The organism is Polaribacter porphyrae (assembly GCF_002954685.1).
In the GTDB taxonomy this organism is placed as follows: domain Bacteria; phylum Bacteroidota; class Bacteroidia; order Flavobacteriales; family Flavobacteriaceae; genus Polaribacter; species Polaribacter porphyrae.
This window is the reverse complement of the sequence record NZ_MSCN01000001.1, coordinates 3,520,973-3,537,165: the sequence shown is the minus strand read 5'-3', so window position 1 is coordinate 3,537,165 and position 16,193 is coordinate 3,520,973. Positions and strand designations below refer to the sequence as shown.

17 protein-coding genes are annotated in these 16,193 nt (G+C 29.7%); 7 read left to right on the top strand and 10 right to left on the bottom strand.

The annotated features are described in order from the left end of the window. Positions 1-14: 14 nt before the first annotated feature. The 3 genes from ruvC to BTO18_RS15795 all read right to left on the bottom strand — a co-directional run bounded on the left by ruvC (position 15) and on the right by BTO18_RS15795 (position 2,034). Positions 15-569: a crossover junction endodeoxyribonuclease RuvC gene (ruvC, locus tag BTO18_RS15805; protein ID WP_105017158.1), complete on the bottom strand. Its 555-nt coding sequence runs from the start codon at positions 567-569 to the stop codon at positions 15-17. Between the two features lie 194 nt (positions 570-763). Beyond that, positions 764-1,426 carry a tRNA (5-methylaminomethyl-2-thiouridine)(34)-methyltransferase MnmC2 gene (mnmC2, locus tag BTO18_RS15800; RefSeq protein ID WP_105017157.1) on the bottom strand — a complete coding sequence of 221 codons (663 nt, stop codon included), beginning with the start codon at positions 1,424-1,426 and terminating at the stop codon, positions 764-766. Positions 1,427-1,527: 101 nt separating this feature from the next. Continuing rightward, positions 1,528-2,034 (bottom strand): DUF4920 domain-containing protein, encoded by a 507-nt coding sequence (locus BTO18_RS15795; RefSeq protein ID WP_105017156.1) that lies wholly within the window; start codon positions 2,032-2,034, stop codon positions 1,528-1,530. Positions 2,035-2,153: 119 nt separating this feature from the next. On the opposite strand from BTO18_RS15795, the gene BTO18_RS15790 reads away from it, so the two are divergent. The 6 genes from BTO18_RS15790 to BTO18_RS15765 all read left to right on the top strand — a co-directional run bounded on the left by BTO18_RS15790 (position 2,154) and on the right by BTO18_RS15765 (position 6,790). Beyond that, the gene (locus BTO18_RS15790; RefSeq protein WP_105017155.1) at positions 2,154-3,209 is read left to right on the top strand and encodes a branched-chain amino acid aminotransferase; all 1,056 of its coding nucleotides are present in this window, start codon (positions 2,154-2,156) and stop codon (positions 3,207-3,209) included. Positions 3,210-3,307: 98 nt separating this feature from the next. Next, on the top strand, positions 3,308-3,508 hold the full coding sequence (locus tag BTO18_RS15785) for a (4Fe-4S)-binding protein (RefSeq protein WP_105017154.1): 201 nt from the start codon (positions 3,308-3,310) through the stop codon (positions 3,506-3,508). Between the two features lie 11 nt (positions 3,509-3,519). Further along, a complete protein-coding gene (locus BTO18_RS15780) occupies positions 3,520-4,467 on the top strand; it encodes an MBL fold metallo-hydrolase (RefSeq protein WP_105017153.1) in 948 nt (315 codons plus the stop codon). Beyond that, on the top strand, positions 4,461-4,922 hold the full coding sequence (locus tag BTO18_RS15775; RefSeq protein ID WP_105017152.1) for a nuclear transport factor 2 family protein: 462 nt from the start codon (positions 4,461-4,463) through the stop codon (positions 4,920-4,922). The genes BTO18_RS15780 and BTO18_RS15775 overlap by 7 nt, the downstream gene beginning before the upstream one ends. A 33-nt stretch (positions 4,923-4,955) precedes the next feature. Then, positions 4,956-5,864 (top strand): helix-turn-helix domain-containing protein, encoded by a 909-nt coding sequence (locus BTO18_RS15770; RefSeq protein ID WP_146106966.1) that lies wholly within the window; start codon positions 4,956-4,958, stop codon positions 5,862-5,864. Positions 5,865-5,935: 71 nt separating this feature from the next. Next, complete coding sequence (locus tag BTO18_RS15765; RefSeq protein WP_105017150.1) at positions 5,936-6,790, top strand: DUF5694 domain-containing protein; 855 nt, start codon at positions 5,936-5,938, stop codon at positions 6,788-6,790. Positions 6,791-6,918: 128 nt separating this feature from the next. On the opposite strand, the gene BTO18_RS15760 is transcribed toward BTO18_RS15765, so the two are convergent. Then, positions 6,919-8,838 carry an ABC-F family ATP-binding cassette domain-containing protein gene (locus tag BTO18_RS15760; protein ID WP_105017149.1) on the bottom strand — a complete coding sequence of 640 codons (1,920 nt, stop codon included), beginning with the start codon at positions 8,836-8,838 and terminating at the stop codon, positions 6,919-6,921. Between the two features lie 50 nt (positions 8,839-8,888). Between BTO18_RS15760 and BTO18_RS15755 the strand changes: the two genes are divergently transcribed. Continuing rightward, positions 8,889-9,284, top strand: a complete 396-nt coding sequence (locus BTO18_RS15755; protein ID WP_105017148.1) for a DUF983 domain-containing protein — start codon at positions 8,889-8,891, stop codon at positions 9,282-9,284. Positions 9,285-9,286: 2 nt separating this feature from the next. On the opposite strand, the gene BTO18_RS15750 is transcribed toward BTO18_RS15755, so the two are convergent. The 6 genes from BTO18_RS15750 to BTO18_RS15725 all read right to left on the bottom strand — a co-directional run bounded on the left by BTO18_RS15750 (position 9,287) and on the right by BTO18_RS15725 (position 16,169). Continuing rightward, the gene (locus tag BTO18_RS15750) at positions 9,287-10,327 is read right to left on the bottom strand and encodes an NAD(P)/FAD-dependent oxidoreductase (protein ID WP_105017147.1); all 1,041 of its coding nucleotides are present in this window, start codon (positions 10,325-10,327) and stop codon (positions 9,287-9,289) included. Between the two features lie 104 nt (positions 10,328-10,431). Then, positions 10,432-11,286, bottom strand: a complete 855-nt coding sequence (porN, locus tag BTO18_RS15745) for a type IX secretion system ring subunit PorN/GldN (RefSeq protein ID WP_105017146.1) — start codon at positions 11,284-11,286, stop codon at positions 10,432-10,434. 13 nt (positions 11,287-11,299) lie between these two features. Beyond that, a complete protein-coding gene (porM, locus tag BTO18_RS15740; protein ID WP_105017145.1) occupies positions 11,300-12,835 on the bottom strand; it encodes a type IX secretion system motor protein PorM/GldM in 1,536 nt (511 codons plus the stop codon). A 44-nt stretch (positions 12,836-12,879) separates the two neighbouring features. Further along, on the bottom strand, positions 12,880-13,515 hold the full coding sequence (gene porL / locus BTO18_RS15735; RefSeq protein ID WP_105017144.1) for a type IX secretion system motor protein PorL/GldL: 636 nt from the start codon (positions 13,513-13,515) through the stop codon (positions 12,880-12,882). A 25-nt stretch (positions 13,516-13,540) separates the two neighbouring features. Then, a complete protein-coding gene (gene porK / locus BTO18_RS15730; RefSeq protein ID WP_105017143.1) occupies positions 13,541-14,902 on the bottom strand; it encodes a T9SS ring complex lipoprotein PorK/GldK in 1,362 nt (453 codons plus the stop codon). Between the two features lie 106 nt (positions 14,903-15,008). Beyond that, entirely contained in the window at positions 15,009-16,169 is a 1,161-nt protein-coding gene (locus tag BTO18_RS15725; RefSeq protein ID WP_105017142.1) for a formimidoylglutamase, read from the bottom strand. Between the last annotated feature and the right edge of the window lie 24 nt (positions 16,170-16,193).

The following is a 16,193-nucleotide window of genomic DNA, read 5'->3' as shown; positions in this document are numbered from 1 at the left end:
GGAACTGCAACTGCCTACTTATCAACTCTTTTTTCATTCTGCTTTACAAAAGAAGCCCAACCAGTATAATTCTTTCCTCCAACAACTTTTCCTGAATTGTAAAAATGACAAACTGCAGCTGCTAAACCATCTGTAGCATCTAAATTTTTTGGTAAGGTTTTTAAGTTTAAAAGTGATTTTAGCATCAATGCTACTTGCTCTTTACTAGCATTTCCATTGCCAGTAATTGCCATTTTAATTTTTTTAGGCAAGTATTCTGTAATGGGAATTTCTCTTGATAAACCTGCTGCCATTGCAACACCTTGAGCTCTACCCAATTTTAACATTGATTGTACATTCTTACCAAAAAAAGGAGCTTCAATAGCAATTTCATCTGGATTGTAAGTATCAATTAACTGAATGGTTCTTTCAAAAATGAGTTTTAATTTTAAGTAATGATCGTTATATTTTTTAAGTTGAAGCTCATTCATTTGAATAAACTCCATCTTCTTACCAACAATTTTTATGATTCCAAAACCCATAATTGTTGTTCCAGGGTCTATACCTAAAATTATTTTTTCTGTAGCCAAAAATTGATTTTAAAAAAATGCATTCATCAACGATTCTGCATTAAACCATAAATATAAGGCTACTATCAATAACAAAATTAAAAACAATCCTTTTTTAGGTTTTGATTTTCTTTGTTTGCCAAATTTCCTTTTAAATTCCATGTAAACTTGTTTATATTTATAAAATTAAAGATATAAACTGAACTATACTAATTTTAAGTTTTAATAGCTCTTAACATTTCTCTTTTTCCTGGAGGCCCAGGTAAACGTTCTACACTAAAACCAACAGCTTGCATAGCTCTTCTAACACTGCCTTTTGCAGAATAGGTTACTAAAACTCCATTAATTTTTAAAGCTTTATACATTCTTTTAAAAATAGATTCAGTCCATAATTCAGGTTGAACTCTAGCTCCAAAAGCATCAAAATAAATTAAATTAAAGGCATTTTCATCGTTAATATTCTTAAAGAGTTGTTGCCTCTTTGTGAGTAAAAAATCTTCAGAAATTGTATGTTTCTCTTCCCAAGGAGTAGTATGAATTTTATCAAAAATAGATTGAAAATCACTCGCTTCTAATTCAATTACATAATTGAGTTTCTGTATTTCATTATCATCAACAGGATATGCTTCAATACCAACATAATCAATTTTATGATTGTTCTTTTTACCTTCTAAAAAAGTGATAAAAGCATTTAAACCCGTGCCAAAACCTATTTCTAAAATAGAAATTTTGTTCTTTTTTACATACTCTAAACCGCTTTTTATAAAAACATGATAAGCTTCTTGTATTGCTCCGTGTTTAGAATGATATTGCTCATTCCAATCTGGTAAATGAATGGTTGTAGAACCATCAGAAGTAATAATAATTTCGCGTTTCAAAAGTGATTTAGATTATTAGAGTACGAGATTTTTAGCTTGTTGGATTTTTATTTTTTAAGAATATCTAATAATCTTAACATCCAAAAATCTAATAATCCAAACTATTTTTTCATCAAAACACCATTCGCTTCAAAAGCATATTCTATTTTTGGTTCAGTAATTTTTGCAATTTCTTCCTTGCTTTTACCTGCATCTTCAGCATAATGCTTTAATTCATCAACAGGAGTTTCTTTAACAAATGCTTTACCTTCTACAATTACCTCTTTGTCTTTAGAATCTAAAGGCATAAAAAAACCATAATCTTTAAAACGTACCATAGTTTCAGTTTCACCAACTGGTAACTTCATCCAACATCCTTTTTTAGAACATACCTCATTTATTTTTGATGAAAATTTTACATTAACAGTATCACCAACTTTCATTGTTTTGAATTTCGCATACATTTCTGAAGCAGAAAGTGAGTTTTCTTCTGATATTTTATCTCCATAAGAATTAAAACTTGCCAACTCTTTAGTGGTTTCTTTTTTAGACACTTCTTGCTTTTTATCATTTTTACATGATGCGAAAACCAATAACGCTACCAAACAATATTTAATTAAATTTTTCATATTCATAATTTTAAACAAATTCTTTGCAAAAGTAATAAAATTAACAAGAAAATGGAGGTTTTCCTTACATAATGAATAAATAAATTATGTACATTTGTAGCTCTTAATTTATCATTAAAATGACAACAAGTATAGCAATTGAACGTGTTGAAACATCAAAAATAACTGCTGTTGATTTTGATAATTTACCTTTTGGAAGTGTATATTCAGATCACATGCTTACCTGTGATTTTGTAAACGGAAAATGGCAGGCTCCTAAAATTGAGCCATTTGCACCAATTTCGTTAGCTCCTTCTGCAAAGATTTTTCATTATGGCCAATCTATTTTTGAAGGAATGAAAGCTTACAAAGATGCTGATAATAACATCATGTTATTTAGACCTTTAGACAACTGCAAACGTTTAAATAAGTCTGCTCAACGTTTGGTCATTCCTGAAATTCCTGAAGAAATTTTTATGGATGGCTTAAAAGCTTTATTAGAAGTTGACAGTGATTGGATTCCTACAAATGATGGAAGTTCTTTATACATAAGACCTTTTATGTTTGCTTCTGGAAACGGTTTTCATGCATCACCTGCAGATGCTTATAAATTTATCATTTGCACAGCACCTTCTGGAGCTTATTTTGGAGGAAAGGTAAAAGTTTTGATTGAGGAAAAATACGCAAGAGCTGCTAATGGTGGAGTTGGTTATGCAAAAGCTGGTGGTAACTATGCTGCACAGTTTTACCCAACACAATTAGCTATAGAAAAAGGTTTTAATCAAGTTATTTGGACAGATGATAACACACACCAATTTATTGAAGAAGCTGGTGCAATGAATATTTTTGTTAGAATTAACGATACCTTAATTACAAGCCCAACAAGCGATCGTATTTTAGATGGAATTACGCGTAAAAGTATTTTACAAATCGCTGAAGATAATGGTATTGAAACTGAAGTTCGTAAAATTTCTGTTGGTGAAGTTGTAGAAGCTGCAAAAAACGGAAGTTTAAAAGAAATGTTTGGTGCTGGTACAGCAGCAGTAATATCACCAATTGCTGGTTTTGGTCACAAAGAAGATGAATTTGAATTACCAGTTTTAGAAAAGCCTTATGCTACCATATTAAAGAAAATGATTACAGACATACAGACGAACAAAGCAGAAGATCCTTATGGTTGGAGAGTTTTTGTATAATAACAAATCATAAATATTTTATAAAAGCATCAAATTAATTTGATGCTTTTTTTGTGTTATAGTTTTTCTTACCTTTAAAGAAACTAATTACTAATATTATGAAAACTTACCCAAAAGAAGATATAAAAATAGGTTGGGAATCAGAAAAATGTATTCACGCTGCATTTTGTGCTAAAGGATTACCAAAAGTTTTTAAACCTAGAGACAGACCTTGGATTCAAGCAGAAAATGCAACCAAGCAAGAAATTATAGACCAGGTTGCAAAATGCCCTTCTGGTGCTTTATCTATTATTCACTAGTTTTTTTTTGAATGAAATATTTTATTTCTTCGCTATTGATTTTCCTTTTTCTTTCGTGTGATAAAAAGCAAGAAAACAAAGAAAATTTACCTAAAAAATTTGAACAATACATTACAGTTTTAGGAATTGCACAAGATGGAGGTTATCCTCATATTGGTTGCCAAAAAGAATGTTGTAATGCTATATATCAAAATAAACGAAAAAGAAAAAGTGTAGTGGCTTTGGGTTTGGTTGATACAAAAAATAAACAAAAATGGTTGTTTGAAGCTACACCAGATATGCATACGCAATTGGCTACTTTAGAAAATAATCATTTAAAAACTAACTCAATTATTGATGGTGTTTTCTTAACTCATGCACATATTGGGCATTACACAGGGTTAATGTATTTTGGTAGAGAAGCTTATGGAAAGCAAAATATTCCCGTTTTTGCAATGCCAAAAATGAGAAATTATTTGACTACAAATGGTCCTTGGAGCCAATTGGTTTCTTTACAAAACATCAAACTAAAAAAACTACAACACGATTCTACAATTGTGTTGAATAATCAATTAAAAGTAACTCCTTTTTTGGTGCCTCACAGAGATGAATTTACTGAAACAGTTGGTTACAAAATTCAAGGAAAACACAAAACTGCACTATTCATTCCTGATATTGATAAATGGCAGAAATGGAAACGTTCTATTATTGAAGAAGTTAAAAAAGTAGATTACGCGTTTTTAGATGCAACTTTTTTGAATCAAAAAGAAGTAAAAAGAGCCATGACAGAAGTGCCTCATCCTTTTATAGAAGAAACTGTACAATTATTTAAAGATGAGATTATTATTGTTAGAGATAAAATTATTTTTATTCATTTTAACCATACAAACCCAGCCTTGCAAAAAGATAGTAAAGAACGAAAAGCGATAGAAAAGTTAGGCTTTAACTTTGCAAATGAAGGCGATAATTTTGAATTATAATATTTATAAAAAGACAACTTTATATTTTTTTATTTTTTATCTCCTTTTCTATAACAAGTCAAGAGAAAACGACTACTGTAGCTAATATTTCTAAAACTATTCAAAATTATTATGATGGTTATATACACAGAGATTTAGAAAAACTAGAAAAAGCATTTGATTTAGAACATGGCACCATGAAAGTGCCTATTGTAAAAGACAACAAAGTAATCGGTTTTAAAAATCGATATTTTAAAGAAGTCGTCCCAAAATGGGGAAATAGAAAAAAATTACCCAAAACGACTTTAGAAAACTGTGCTTTACATATACTGAATATAGATATTGTAGATAATACTATTGCAAGTGCTAAAATAAGTATGAAAGTAGATACTATAATTTATATTGATATTTTATCGCTTAATAAAATTAAAGGTTTATGGAAGATTACTAATAAAATATACACAGTTAGAAAATAATTTATCTTGATTCTAAAAGAATAAAAAAATAACTTGGCTAACTTTGAATATAAGTCATTAAAACGACGCATATTCGAAATTACGTTGGCAAAAACCTTCAGAATTCAAAAATCAATGCAGATTGAAATGTTTAAACCACAAAACAAAGAACTTGAGAGATACATTGAAAGTTTTTATATTTTGAAACATTCCCGAAAGGAAAATAAAATAAGTTATTTAACCTTTCCTTCTATTTTCTCAACTATAGCAGTAGTTAACAATGCAGAAAATATTATCACGACTAAAAATATCACTACCAAATTTTCTGAATCAAAATCATTAGAGACAAGTTTAGTCTGTAAATTCAACAGACCGATTTGTTTTAAATACCAAGGAGATATTAAGGAAATTTGCATTTATTTTAAACCACTAGGGCTTAACGCATTTCTAAAAAAACAATTAGCAAGTTATAGTCACAGCAACTTTGACCCTTTTGTACCATTTTCTGATTATGAAAATGAAATGAAAAAAATTTTAGAAACTGAAAATAAAACTCTATTAATAGCGAGTTTGGAAAAGTATTGGATTAGTAAAATAATTGGGTTTTACCATCCATTTTTAAGCAGTGCTATTTCAAAAATAGAAGAAAACCCCAAAATAACGACTTTAGAATTAGCTAATGAATTTAATGTCAGTCAAAAGACATTAATCGCACAGTTTAAAAAACACTTATGCAAAACACCTTCTGAATATAAAAAAATACTTCGTTTCAGAAAAGCTTTAAAAGAAATGCAAGAGTCTAACAAAAAGACAAAATTAACTGAATTATCTTATATAGTAGATTTCTTTGATCAATCACATATGGTTTCCAACTTTAAATCATTGACTGGATATACTCCAAAAACCTTTTTCAAAAACCTTTCAACCATAGATAAAAGTACTATTCAATGGATATTTAATTAAAGTAAATCTTTTACAATTTAATTTGAGATTGATTTCTCAAATTTGTGTTTTATTAAGAAAAGCATATTTCAATGAAGAATAGCATTTTTATATTCGTACTCTCGTTTCTAGTTTTAGCATGTAACCAAGAGCAAAAGAAAACGAAAAAAATTGAAACTTCAAAAGCACGAGAAGTTTTACTTATTGGAACATTTCATTACAATAATCCTGGTAAAGATGTAACTAAAACAAAGTCTTTTGATATTTTAAAAGAAAAATACCAACTTGAATTGCAACAAATTTCATCCAATATTAAAAAATACAATCCGACTAAAATTTTCGTAGAATGGCCTTATGATGAACAAAATGAATTGGATTCATTATTTAAACAATATACAAATGGAGAATATTTTAATAATGATAGTCTTTCAGATTTTTATATGAAGAATGAAATATTTCAATTGGCATTTAAAGTAGCAAAAGATAATAGCTTGCAAAAAGTTTATGGAATTGATTATTCTACAGAGTTTCCTTTTGAGGAAGTAATGAGTGATATTGAAAATTCAAAGCAATCAAAACTTCAAGCTCAAATTCAAGAGATTTTTAACTGGGCTAAAAAAATTGACAATAAAATAGAAGCTGGAATTTCTCTTACAGAACTTACTTATTATATAAATAGTAAAGAGTTTCGAAGTTATTCAAACAATTGGCATAATAATTTAATGTTATTAGCAGGCAAACCTAATGATTTTTCAGGACCTTATTTAACATCTGAATGGTATAAACGGAACTTATATATGTGGTCGTTAATCCAAAAAAATAGCATTGATTCTGATGAAAAGATAATGGTTTTGCTTGGTGGCAGTCATGCTGCAATGATTGAGTTGTTTATAAAAGGAAATAGTGGTTGGAAAGTGAAAGAATTAGAACAAATTATGGAAAAATAACTATAGCTAAAACGTTAATTATAATTTAAAAAAATCAAACTGAATTTAAAGTTTTTACCAAAAATTGGTGTATAAAAATACATCTAAATCCAAGGAAATTATTTTGATCAATATTAGTCATTAATTAATCAAGAGAAATTTGAAACCTGTTCTTCTACCTTTTCCCATTCTTCCATTAATGCATCTACTTTTGCCTTTTTAGATTTGTATTTTTCAAAGAAGTTAGGTTTAGCTGAAACTTCATCATAATTATTAGCTAATTCTAAATCAATTTTTTCAATTTCTGTTTCTAAATCAGCAATTTCAGTTTCAATTTTAGAAAGTTTGTTGTTTAGTTTTTTTAACTCTTTTTCTTGCTCTCTTGATAATTGATATACTTCTTTTTTAGAAGTATCTTTAACTGCTTTAACCACAGTTTTCTTTTCTGCTTCACGTAAACTTTCCATTTTGTGCTGTTCCAAGAAATAATCGATATCGCCCAAATATTCTTTAATTACCTTGTCTTTAAACCCGTAAACAGTAGTGGTTAATCCTTGTAAAAACTCTCTATCGTGAGAAACCACGATTAAAGTTCCATTAAAATTGTTCAACGCTTCTTTTAAAACCGTTTTTGAGGCAATATCTAAATGGTTTGTTGGCTCATCCATTATCAATACATTAAATGGCTGTAACAATAATTTACACAAAGCCAAACGATTTCTCTCTCCTCCAGAGAGTACTTTTGCTTTTTTATCAACTGCATCACCACCAAACAAGAAAGAACCTAACATATCTCTAACTCGCATTCTGTTAGAATCTGTGGCAGCATCTTCCATAATTTCTAAAACCGTTTTTTCTGGTGGTAAATATTCTGATTGATTTTGTGCAAAATATCCAACTTCAACATTATGTCCCAATTTTAAATGTCCTTCAAAAGGAATTTCGCCCACCATCATTTTTGCTAAAGTAGATTTACCTTGTCCATTTTGCCCAACAAAAGCAATTTTACTATTTCTTTCAATCAATAAATCTACACCTTCTAAAACGTGCTTATCTCCATAACTTTTAGATAAATTTTCAGCTTCTAGAATAATTTTACCAGGTTCTTTAGATATTGCAAAACGAACATTCATGGCAGCATTATCATCTTGATCTACTTCAATCAACTCCACTTTATCTAACTGTTTCATTAAAGATTGTGCCATAGAAGCTTTACTAGCTTTTGCTTTAAACTTGTTAATTAAGTGCTGTTTTTGCTTAATTTCTTTCTCTTGATTTTTCTGTGCTTGTAATTGTTTTTCTTTAATTTCTGCTCTTAATAATAAGAATTGAGAATATGGTTTTTTGTAATCATAAATCTGACCTAAAGAAATTTCTATGGTTCTGTTTGTTACATTATCTAAAAACATTTTATCGTGAGAAACCAACACAATTGCACCTGCATAGTTTTTCAAAAACTGCTCTAACCAAATAATAGATTCTATATCTAAATGGTTTGTTGGCTCATCTAACAGTAATATATCGTTATTTTGTAACAATAGTTTTGCCAATTCTATACGCATTCTCCATCCACCAGAAAAAGTATCTGTCAATTTATCAAAATCTTCTCTTTGAAATCCTAATCCTTGTAAAATCTTTTCTGTATCTCCTTGATAATTGTATCCTCCAAGTAACTCGTAACGTTCTTGTTTGTCTGTTAAATCTTGAATTAATTGAGTATAAGCATCACTTTCGTAATCTGTTCTTGTAGTTAATTGATGATTGATGTGTTCTAATTCAGACTCAATTTCTTTAATCTCTTCAAATGCTTGGTAGGCTTCCTCTAAAATGGTTCTTCCTTGTACAAAATCTATATCTTGTCTTAAGAAACCAATTTTTACATCTTTATCAAATGCCATTGTACCTCCACTACTTTCTATATCTCTAGAAAGCACCTTTAGCAAAGTAGATTTTCCTGCACCGTTTTTACCAATCAAGCCTATTCTATCTCCTTTATTCAATTTAAAAGTGATACCAGAAAACAAATCTGTTCCCATAAAGGAAACCGTTAAATTATGTACGTTTAACATATAAATGATGTAAATTTGTAGTGTGCAAAACTAACTAAAAAGCGTGTATCATGTTTAAAAAAGGGACAAAAATATATAGTGTTGTAAATGGCAAGTGTCCTAAATGTCATCAAGGAGATTTTTTTAAATATAGATTTACATTTAATCCTTCAAAAATTACTAAACTTCATGATAATTGTTCAAACTGTGATTTAAAATTTATGCTAGAACCCTCTTTCTTTTACGGAGCTATGTATGTAAATTATGGGATTACTGTAGCTATTTCAATTGTTGTTTTTTTAATTACAAAATTGGGTTTTGAATTTAATTTATTACAGTCTTTTTTAGCTGTTATAGTTGCACTTTTTATTTTGGCACCAGTTAACTTAAGGTTATCTAGAATTCTTTGGATAAATATGTTTGTGAGTTATGAACATAGAGTTGAAAGTAAAAAGTTGGATGCTTGATGTTACTCAAATCTTTTAATATCTGAAACTTTATCTAACTCCTCTCCATTCTCTAAATGTTGAAAGAGTTGATTTGCTAATGCTGGTGCTATCATTACACCTCTTGTACCTAAACCATTAAGAATAGCCAAATTAGGATAAGCTGGATGTTTACCAACTAAAGGTCTTCTATCTCTAACAGTTGGTCTCACTCCTGCATTTTGATCTATAATTTTATAGTCGACATCAATTACCTTTTTAAGCTTTTCTACTAATTCTTCTTTACCTTCTTCAGATATATTTGAGGTTTTATCTTTCCAGTTAAAAGTAGCACCAATTTTGTAATTATCATTTCCTAAAGGAAGCACAAATAATGTTGATTTCAATAAAAAATTGATGTTTAAATTTGGTGCATGAATGGTAATTAACTCGCCTTTTACTTCATTTAGAGGTAAGTAATTGAAGAAAAGGTTTTTTGTCATCCCAAAACCTTCACAAAAAATAATTCTATTTGTGGTAATGTCTTTATACACTAATTGATTCTCATTGAACTTTATTTTTTGATGTTCGAATTTCTCAAACTTTATTTTGTCTTCTTTCTTCAAAAAAGTTCTGTACGTTTTTACCAATTTTTTAGTATCAATTCTACCAGCTTCATTTACATTTCCAAAGCCAAAATCAGCCAAAATCCCTTCTCTTTTAATGCTTTCTATTTTAGGATCTATATAATCTTTTAACAACGGCTTATCTGATGCTTCAAACCAATTGTTTTGATCTTCTATAGATTTAAAAACTTTTTTTATAATAAATTTTTGATCAAATTTTAAATCAAATTTTCGTTCTAAACTTTCATAAAAAGGCATTGCAATTTCTAGTTGTTGTTTTGCATTCCAAACTGGTGTAAATCGTTTTAAAATTACTGGGTTATAAACTCCACCAGCCACTAATGATGATGTTTGAGAATCATCTTCAAAAACCAAAAAAGTTTTATTGGCATTGATTAACTCTTCTACAAAAGCCAATCCTGCTAATCCTAAACCAACGATGATGTAATCTACTTTCACTTGATAAAAATACTTTTATTTAATGATTTATATTTTAAAAACGTATCAAAATAAAAAACGCCCCAAAAGTTTGGAACGTTTCTAATATTATTTTAATAGTGGGATTAGTAGTTCCACATATCAATCTCTCGATTTCGAATTTCTTCTTTAATTTTATTTGCTTCTAGTAATTGAAACAAAGAATTGCCACGAACATATTCTGAAATTGCTCTATTACCATATATATTTTCTTCTCTTACAATTACTGCACTAAATCTTCTCGCATTTAATAAATGATCATAAGAAATAGGATGTGAAGCATTCATTGGGTTAAACACTTTAGATTCATGCAATACTTCTCTTGCATTTGGGAAGAATACCCAGAACAGTTCATATAAGTTTTCATCGTCTATTTCTTGTACTCCTAAAGTTTGTACATCTTTACCCATTGGTGCTAAAGCTAATAATCTGTACTTCATTTCACCTTGACGCTTATCAAAATACCACATTCCTTTTAGCATATACCCTTCTACATCTTGGGTTTGTATTCTAAACGTATCTCTATAGCCATCTTCTTCTCTTACATTTACCAAACGAGTGTCAATCTCATCTTGTGTAATTTTAGAAGTAAAGAAAGAATCTGAATAAGCTTCTTTAATTTTACCTTGTCTAATTCCTTTTACTAGTGTATCAAATAAAGATCTTCTATCTGAAGAAATGTTAGTAGTATCAATAGGAAAATAATAAGGTAAATTTATTTTTTGATTTAAATCTACAAATTCCCAAACCACTTTAGACCACATTACATCTCTATCATCTACATAACCATAAGGTATAGGACCATCGTTACTAGCTTCTAATTGCTGCTCGTTTTTCTTTCCTATTTGATCTGCAGATTTTGCGTTTAGTATATTTGCTTGCGCATTTACTAAACTTGTAGATAAACAAAGAATAAATATTAATAAACTATTTTTTATCATACTCAAATTTTTATTAGTTAGATACCTCTATAGTTAAAGGTAATACTTTCTTTAACTTATACGATGAGTTACCAACTATGGTTGCATTTATATCAAAAATAGTGACTTGATCACCTCTTTTAACTTTAGATAATGCTCTTTTTGCTGCAGCATTAAATGTTGTACCACTAACTAAAACAGTAACTTGCCCAGGAGCTTTTACTTTAAAGCTATTTACTTTTAATTTTAAATCGAAAACAAAATCTGGTAAACCAGCACCGATAGTTAATCTAGGTAAACTAGATTTTGGCACTCTTACTACACCAAATTGATTTCTTGTAGTTCCCATTGCTGCAGGAATATCTTTAATTCGATAAGTTACAGGTGTATTAATAGGTTTGCCATCTGGCAATTTACCAGATACATTAATTGTAACTGAATTACCTCCTCTAGGGCTTAACATATAACTACTCCCTTTAACTTGTCTTAAACCAGGAGCAGTTGCTTTTACTTTATTTGCAGGGATACCAGGTATTGAGATAGTTAATGGGTTCTGGACACCTCTGTAAACTACATTCATTTTATCCGCAGATACAACAGCATCATTTGGTTTGGAAATCACTGAATATGTACTTTCAAAAGGTACTGGTATTTCTTTTCCATTTTCCATAAAATATATTGTACCTTTTATGGTTTTATCTCCAACATTGCCTGCTCTTAAATCTAAATTTACAGCTCCATTACTAAAATTATCATAAGGGCTACCATTTAAAACTACTCTACTAGGCTTCAAGTTTGGGTCTTCTCTACCTAAAACTACAGAACCTGTAACTTTATCTCCAGGATAAAAAGCATTTTTATCTAGTTTAACTAAACCATTATAGTTAGACATGGATACTTGGCTTTCTAATTGACCGCTTAACAATTTATTAACAATATCTGCTTCTGTATTTCTAACATCAGCTTGCATTTGAGTAATGTTTGTTAAAGATGATACTAAAGGAAACCCTTCATATCTTGCTTTAAGCCATTCTACTGTTTTTTCACTCTTACTATTTACAACTGGTGCTGTAGAAAACCTTGCTTCTACTTGTGGTTTTAATTCACTTTTATCTCCAATAGTATTTAAAACACTTGTTCTATAAGAATTTATTTTATCAATAAACTCTTGCCCTTTTTCAGTGTAACCATCCCCTTTAAAGAAGTAGGTGTCTAAAAAATCTGTTTTATCCATTGATTCGTAATCTTTTTTATCTTCCAAATCTTTTGTGATTACGGATTTAAGATTATCTAAATATGCATAAAATTCTGACGAAACCTCTTTAATACTCTGTGCTTTTTGATTCTGCTTACCATAAATACCTTTTTGTTCAGAAGCTTTTTTTGCTAAATTTTCATATGCTTGATTATTCTTTTCAGTTGTAGAAGTATTGTTAGCCTCTAACTTTTCATTCATAAAGCCAAAAGCAGATAAAACTTCCTTATCCATCTGCATTGCTAACATTGCAATGAAAACAAGATACATCAGGTTTATCATTTTTTGTCTTGCGGACATTTTTCCTCCTGCCATTTCTTAATTAGTTTTTTAAGTTATTATTCATTTAATTGAACTAATTATTTGCTAGACATTGCAGATAACATACCACCATAAACACCATTTAAAGAAGATAAGTTTTTTGCTAAAGAATCCATTTGTTCTTTTAATCTTTCCGTATTTTCTACAACAGCTGTATTTAATTCAGCTTGCTTGCTAGTATTTTCTACTTGTATTTTATATAAGCCATTTAGAGATTCCATTTGAACAGCAGCTAAAGAAACTTGCTCATTATATTTATTGGTAGATGCCACAGATTCTGATGCAGCAGACAATCCTTCAGCCGCATTTTGAAAGTTTTTCATACTACTTCCTAAACTTTCCATTAATGATGAATCTATTTTAGCTTCTTGTAATAAGTTATCTAATTTTTGAGATAATAAACCTTCAGCTCCAATTTTTTCTTCTACTTGAAAACCATCTTGACCAAGTTCTGGATATACTTTGGTCCAGTCTAAATCTTCTTCTGGGTTATCGAAAGCAGAAATAAAGAAAATAAGTGCTTCTGTTATTAAACCAACAGCTAATACATTTGCTCCATTAAACCAACCATAGCTAATATGATTTAATTTAAATAAAGCCCCTAGAATTACAATTGAAGCCCCAAAGCTATATGCCATGTTAAAAAATTTCTTTCTCGATTTTGACTGTGCCATTTTAATATTTTTTAATTAAGTGTTTTTATTTATTTGTTGTACCAATATAGTTCTGAACGGTTCTAAAACCAATATAACTTCTTGCTGTATCTGCATACTCATAATCTCTAGAAGCAACTTCTAGATAATAGGCTACATCTTTCCAAGAACCCCCTCTAATTATTTTTCTTTTATTTTTTCTATCTTCTACATTAGGGTTCATAGTAGAAGCCATATAGTATGATGATAAATTGTATGCAGTATTTGTCCATTCAGATACATTACCAGCCATGTTATATAAACCATAATCATTTGCGTTAAACGATTTTGCTTCCATAGTATATAAAGCACCATCTACAGAATAGTTACCTCTTACTGGTTTAAAGTTGGCTAAAAAACAACCTCTATCACTAGTTGTGCCTCCTGTTCCCCAAGGATATGTTGCAAATTCTAAACCTCCTCTTGCAGCATACTCCCATTCTGCTTCTGTAGGTAATCTAAAATCTGGAACTAAAGTTGCATTTTTTCTACTTTTCTGATATCTGTTTTTCTTTTTTGTTCTCCAATTACAAAATGCATTTGCTTGGCTCCAAGTAACACCAACTACAGGATAGTCTCCATAAGATTGATGATAGAAGTAATCTTGATGCATAGGGTCATTGTAAGAATAATTGAAATCTTTTACCCAAACAGTAGTATCTGGATATACATTCAATACTTCAGTTTGCACAAAATCTTTACGATCTCCACCTTTTCTGGCAGCTGCATCTCTATCAAACCAAGAATACTTAAAGTTTAAATATTTGGTATTGAATGTTCTGATTCCATCAACAGCATCTTCTCTACTTATATACAATGAATCCATAACTTCTACATAATCAACGTCTGGATATTCATCTTTTTGCCAGATTAAGTCTGGATCCCAATTTAATGGTTGAATGGTATCAAAACTGTAATAGTTCTCATACATGTATTTGTCATAAGGAGATAAATCTGTTGTGTCAGCAGTTCTAAAAGCGTACTGTTGAATACCATTTTTAGAGTTTTTTGCATTAGGATCTGGATTGGAACCTAAAGAAGCAAACTCTGCTTGGTAGGCTAATTTTGTTCTTACTACAGAATCTCTTACCCAAAAAACGAATTCTTTGTACTCGTTATTGGTAATTTCTGTTTCATCCATATAATAAGGTCTAACAGTAACTGTTTTTGTAGGAGTGTTCATAGTTCCTAAAATATCCTGATCTTGCTTACCCATTGTAAACGATCCTCCAGGAATCAAAGCCATTCCATAAGGCTTTTCTGAAAACCATTTCTTTTTAGTTTTTATACCCACTAATTCTCCTCTATCATTAGAGCCACAACTATAAAAAACGGTTATTAAAAGTGCAATTATTGCTGCTTTTTTCATAATTTTATTATGTCTTTACTAAAAAGTTCGTAAACCTATTATTTTTTTTGCTAAAATACAATGTAGAAATTGTTTTTAACGAACAAAAATCTACTAATATTTTTGATTACATCATTTTTTTCATTGCCTTGTACCATCTTTCTGGTATATTCTGCTTTGTTGCCTCTGTGTAATCTTTGTATGTACATGGTATTAACGCATGTCTTTTATATTTATTATCTGATAATATATTAATCTCCATCCACCAACGACCTGTTTTATTGCTTTTATAAAAAACTATTGGATCATCGTCTTCCATTAAAACTATATACTTCTCATAATTTTCTTTTCCTGAAAACGGATAATCTTTTGCCCTAAAATTAACACCCTCAATAAAATACCAAATCATCTGTGCTATTAAGTTGGCAGTTTGATGATTGTTATCGTATTTGGAATTGTATTCGTAAATTCCAAATGAGGAAACTTTATCACTTATACCTGCATATCTAGTAATTGCACAGATTTCCTCACCATAAAAACCATTAGGCGATGCATTATTATTTGCAGGAGCCTCACTTTGTCTAATGGCTCCAATATCAATAGAAACAATATCTGCATTTCTAAATGATGGCTCAATATTTTCTAATTCTCTTGCTTTACCAAGTCTACAAGTATCAAAAAACAAGGTATCAAACAATTCAATTTCTTCTTGAGAATTAAAATAAGTTTGATAGCCGACGTTACTGTAATTAAACAAATTACTTGGCTCTTGCATTATTATTTTACTCAAATACGATTGTGAAGTGAGTTCGTTTTCTAAATCACCTAAATCAAAACGACTATCTACTGCAGCAATATTTACAGATTGTTCTAAAGTATCATAAGCTCTATAATTAACATAGGTTATGTCTTGTCCTCCACCAATAATTATAGGAATTATCTCTTCTTTTAATAAATAAGATATAATTTCTTTTACAGCAAAATAAGTATCTGCTACAGAGTTTCCTTTTAAAACATTCCCTAAATCTGCAATTTCTGCACTCCAATTTCCTGGATATAATTCGTAAAGTTTTCTTCTGATAAAGTGTAAGTCATCCCCACAACCAAAATTATTTTCTGAGTTTCTATCTTCTTGAACACCCAAAATAGCTAGTTTTATGCCTTCTAAATCAGGAAATCCATTTTGTTGGGTATGTATTCGAATTCTATTCCCTAAACATAAAGGATGATGTAATACTAAATGTGCAAGAGCAATTTCTTTTACAGGGGATAAAAAATCTTGATTCATTAATTTTAACTTGGCATTAAAGAT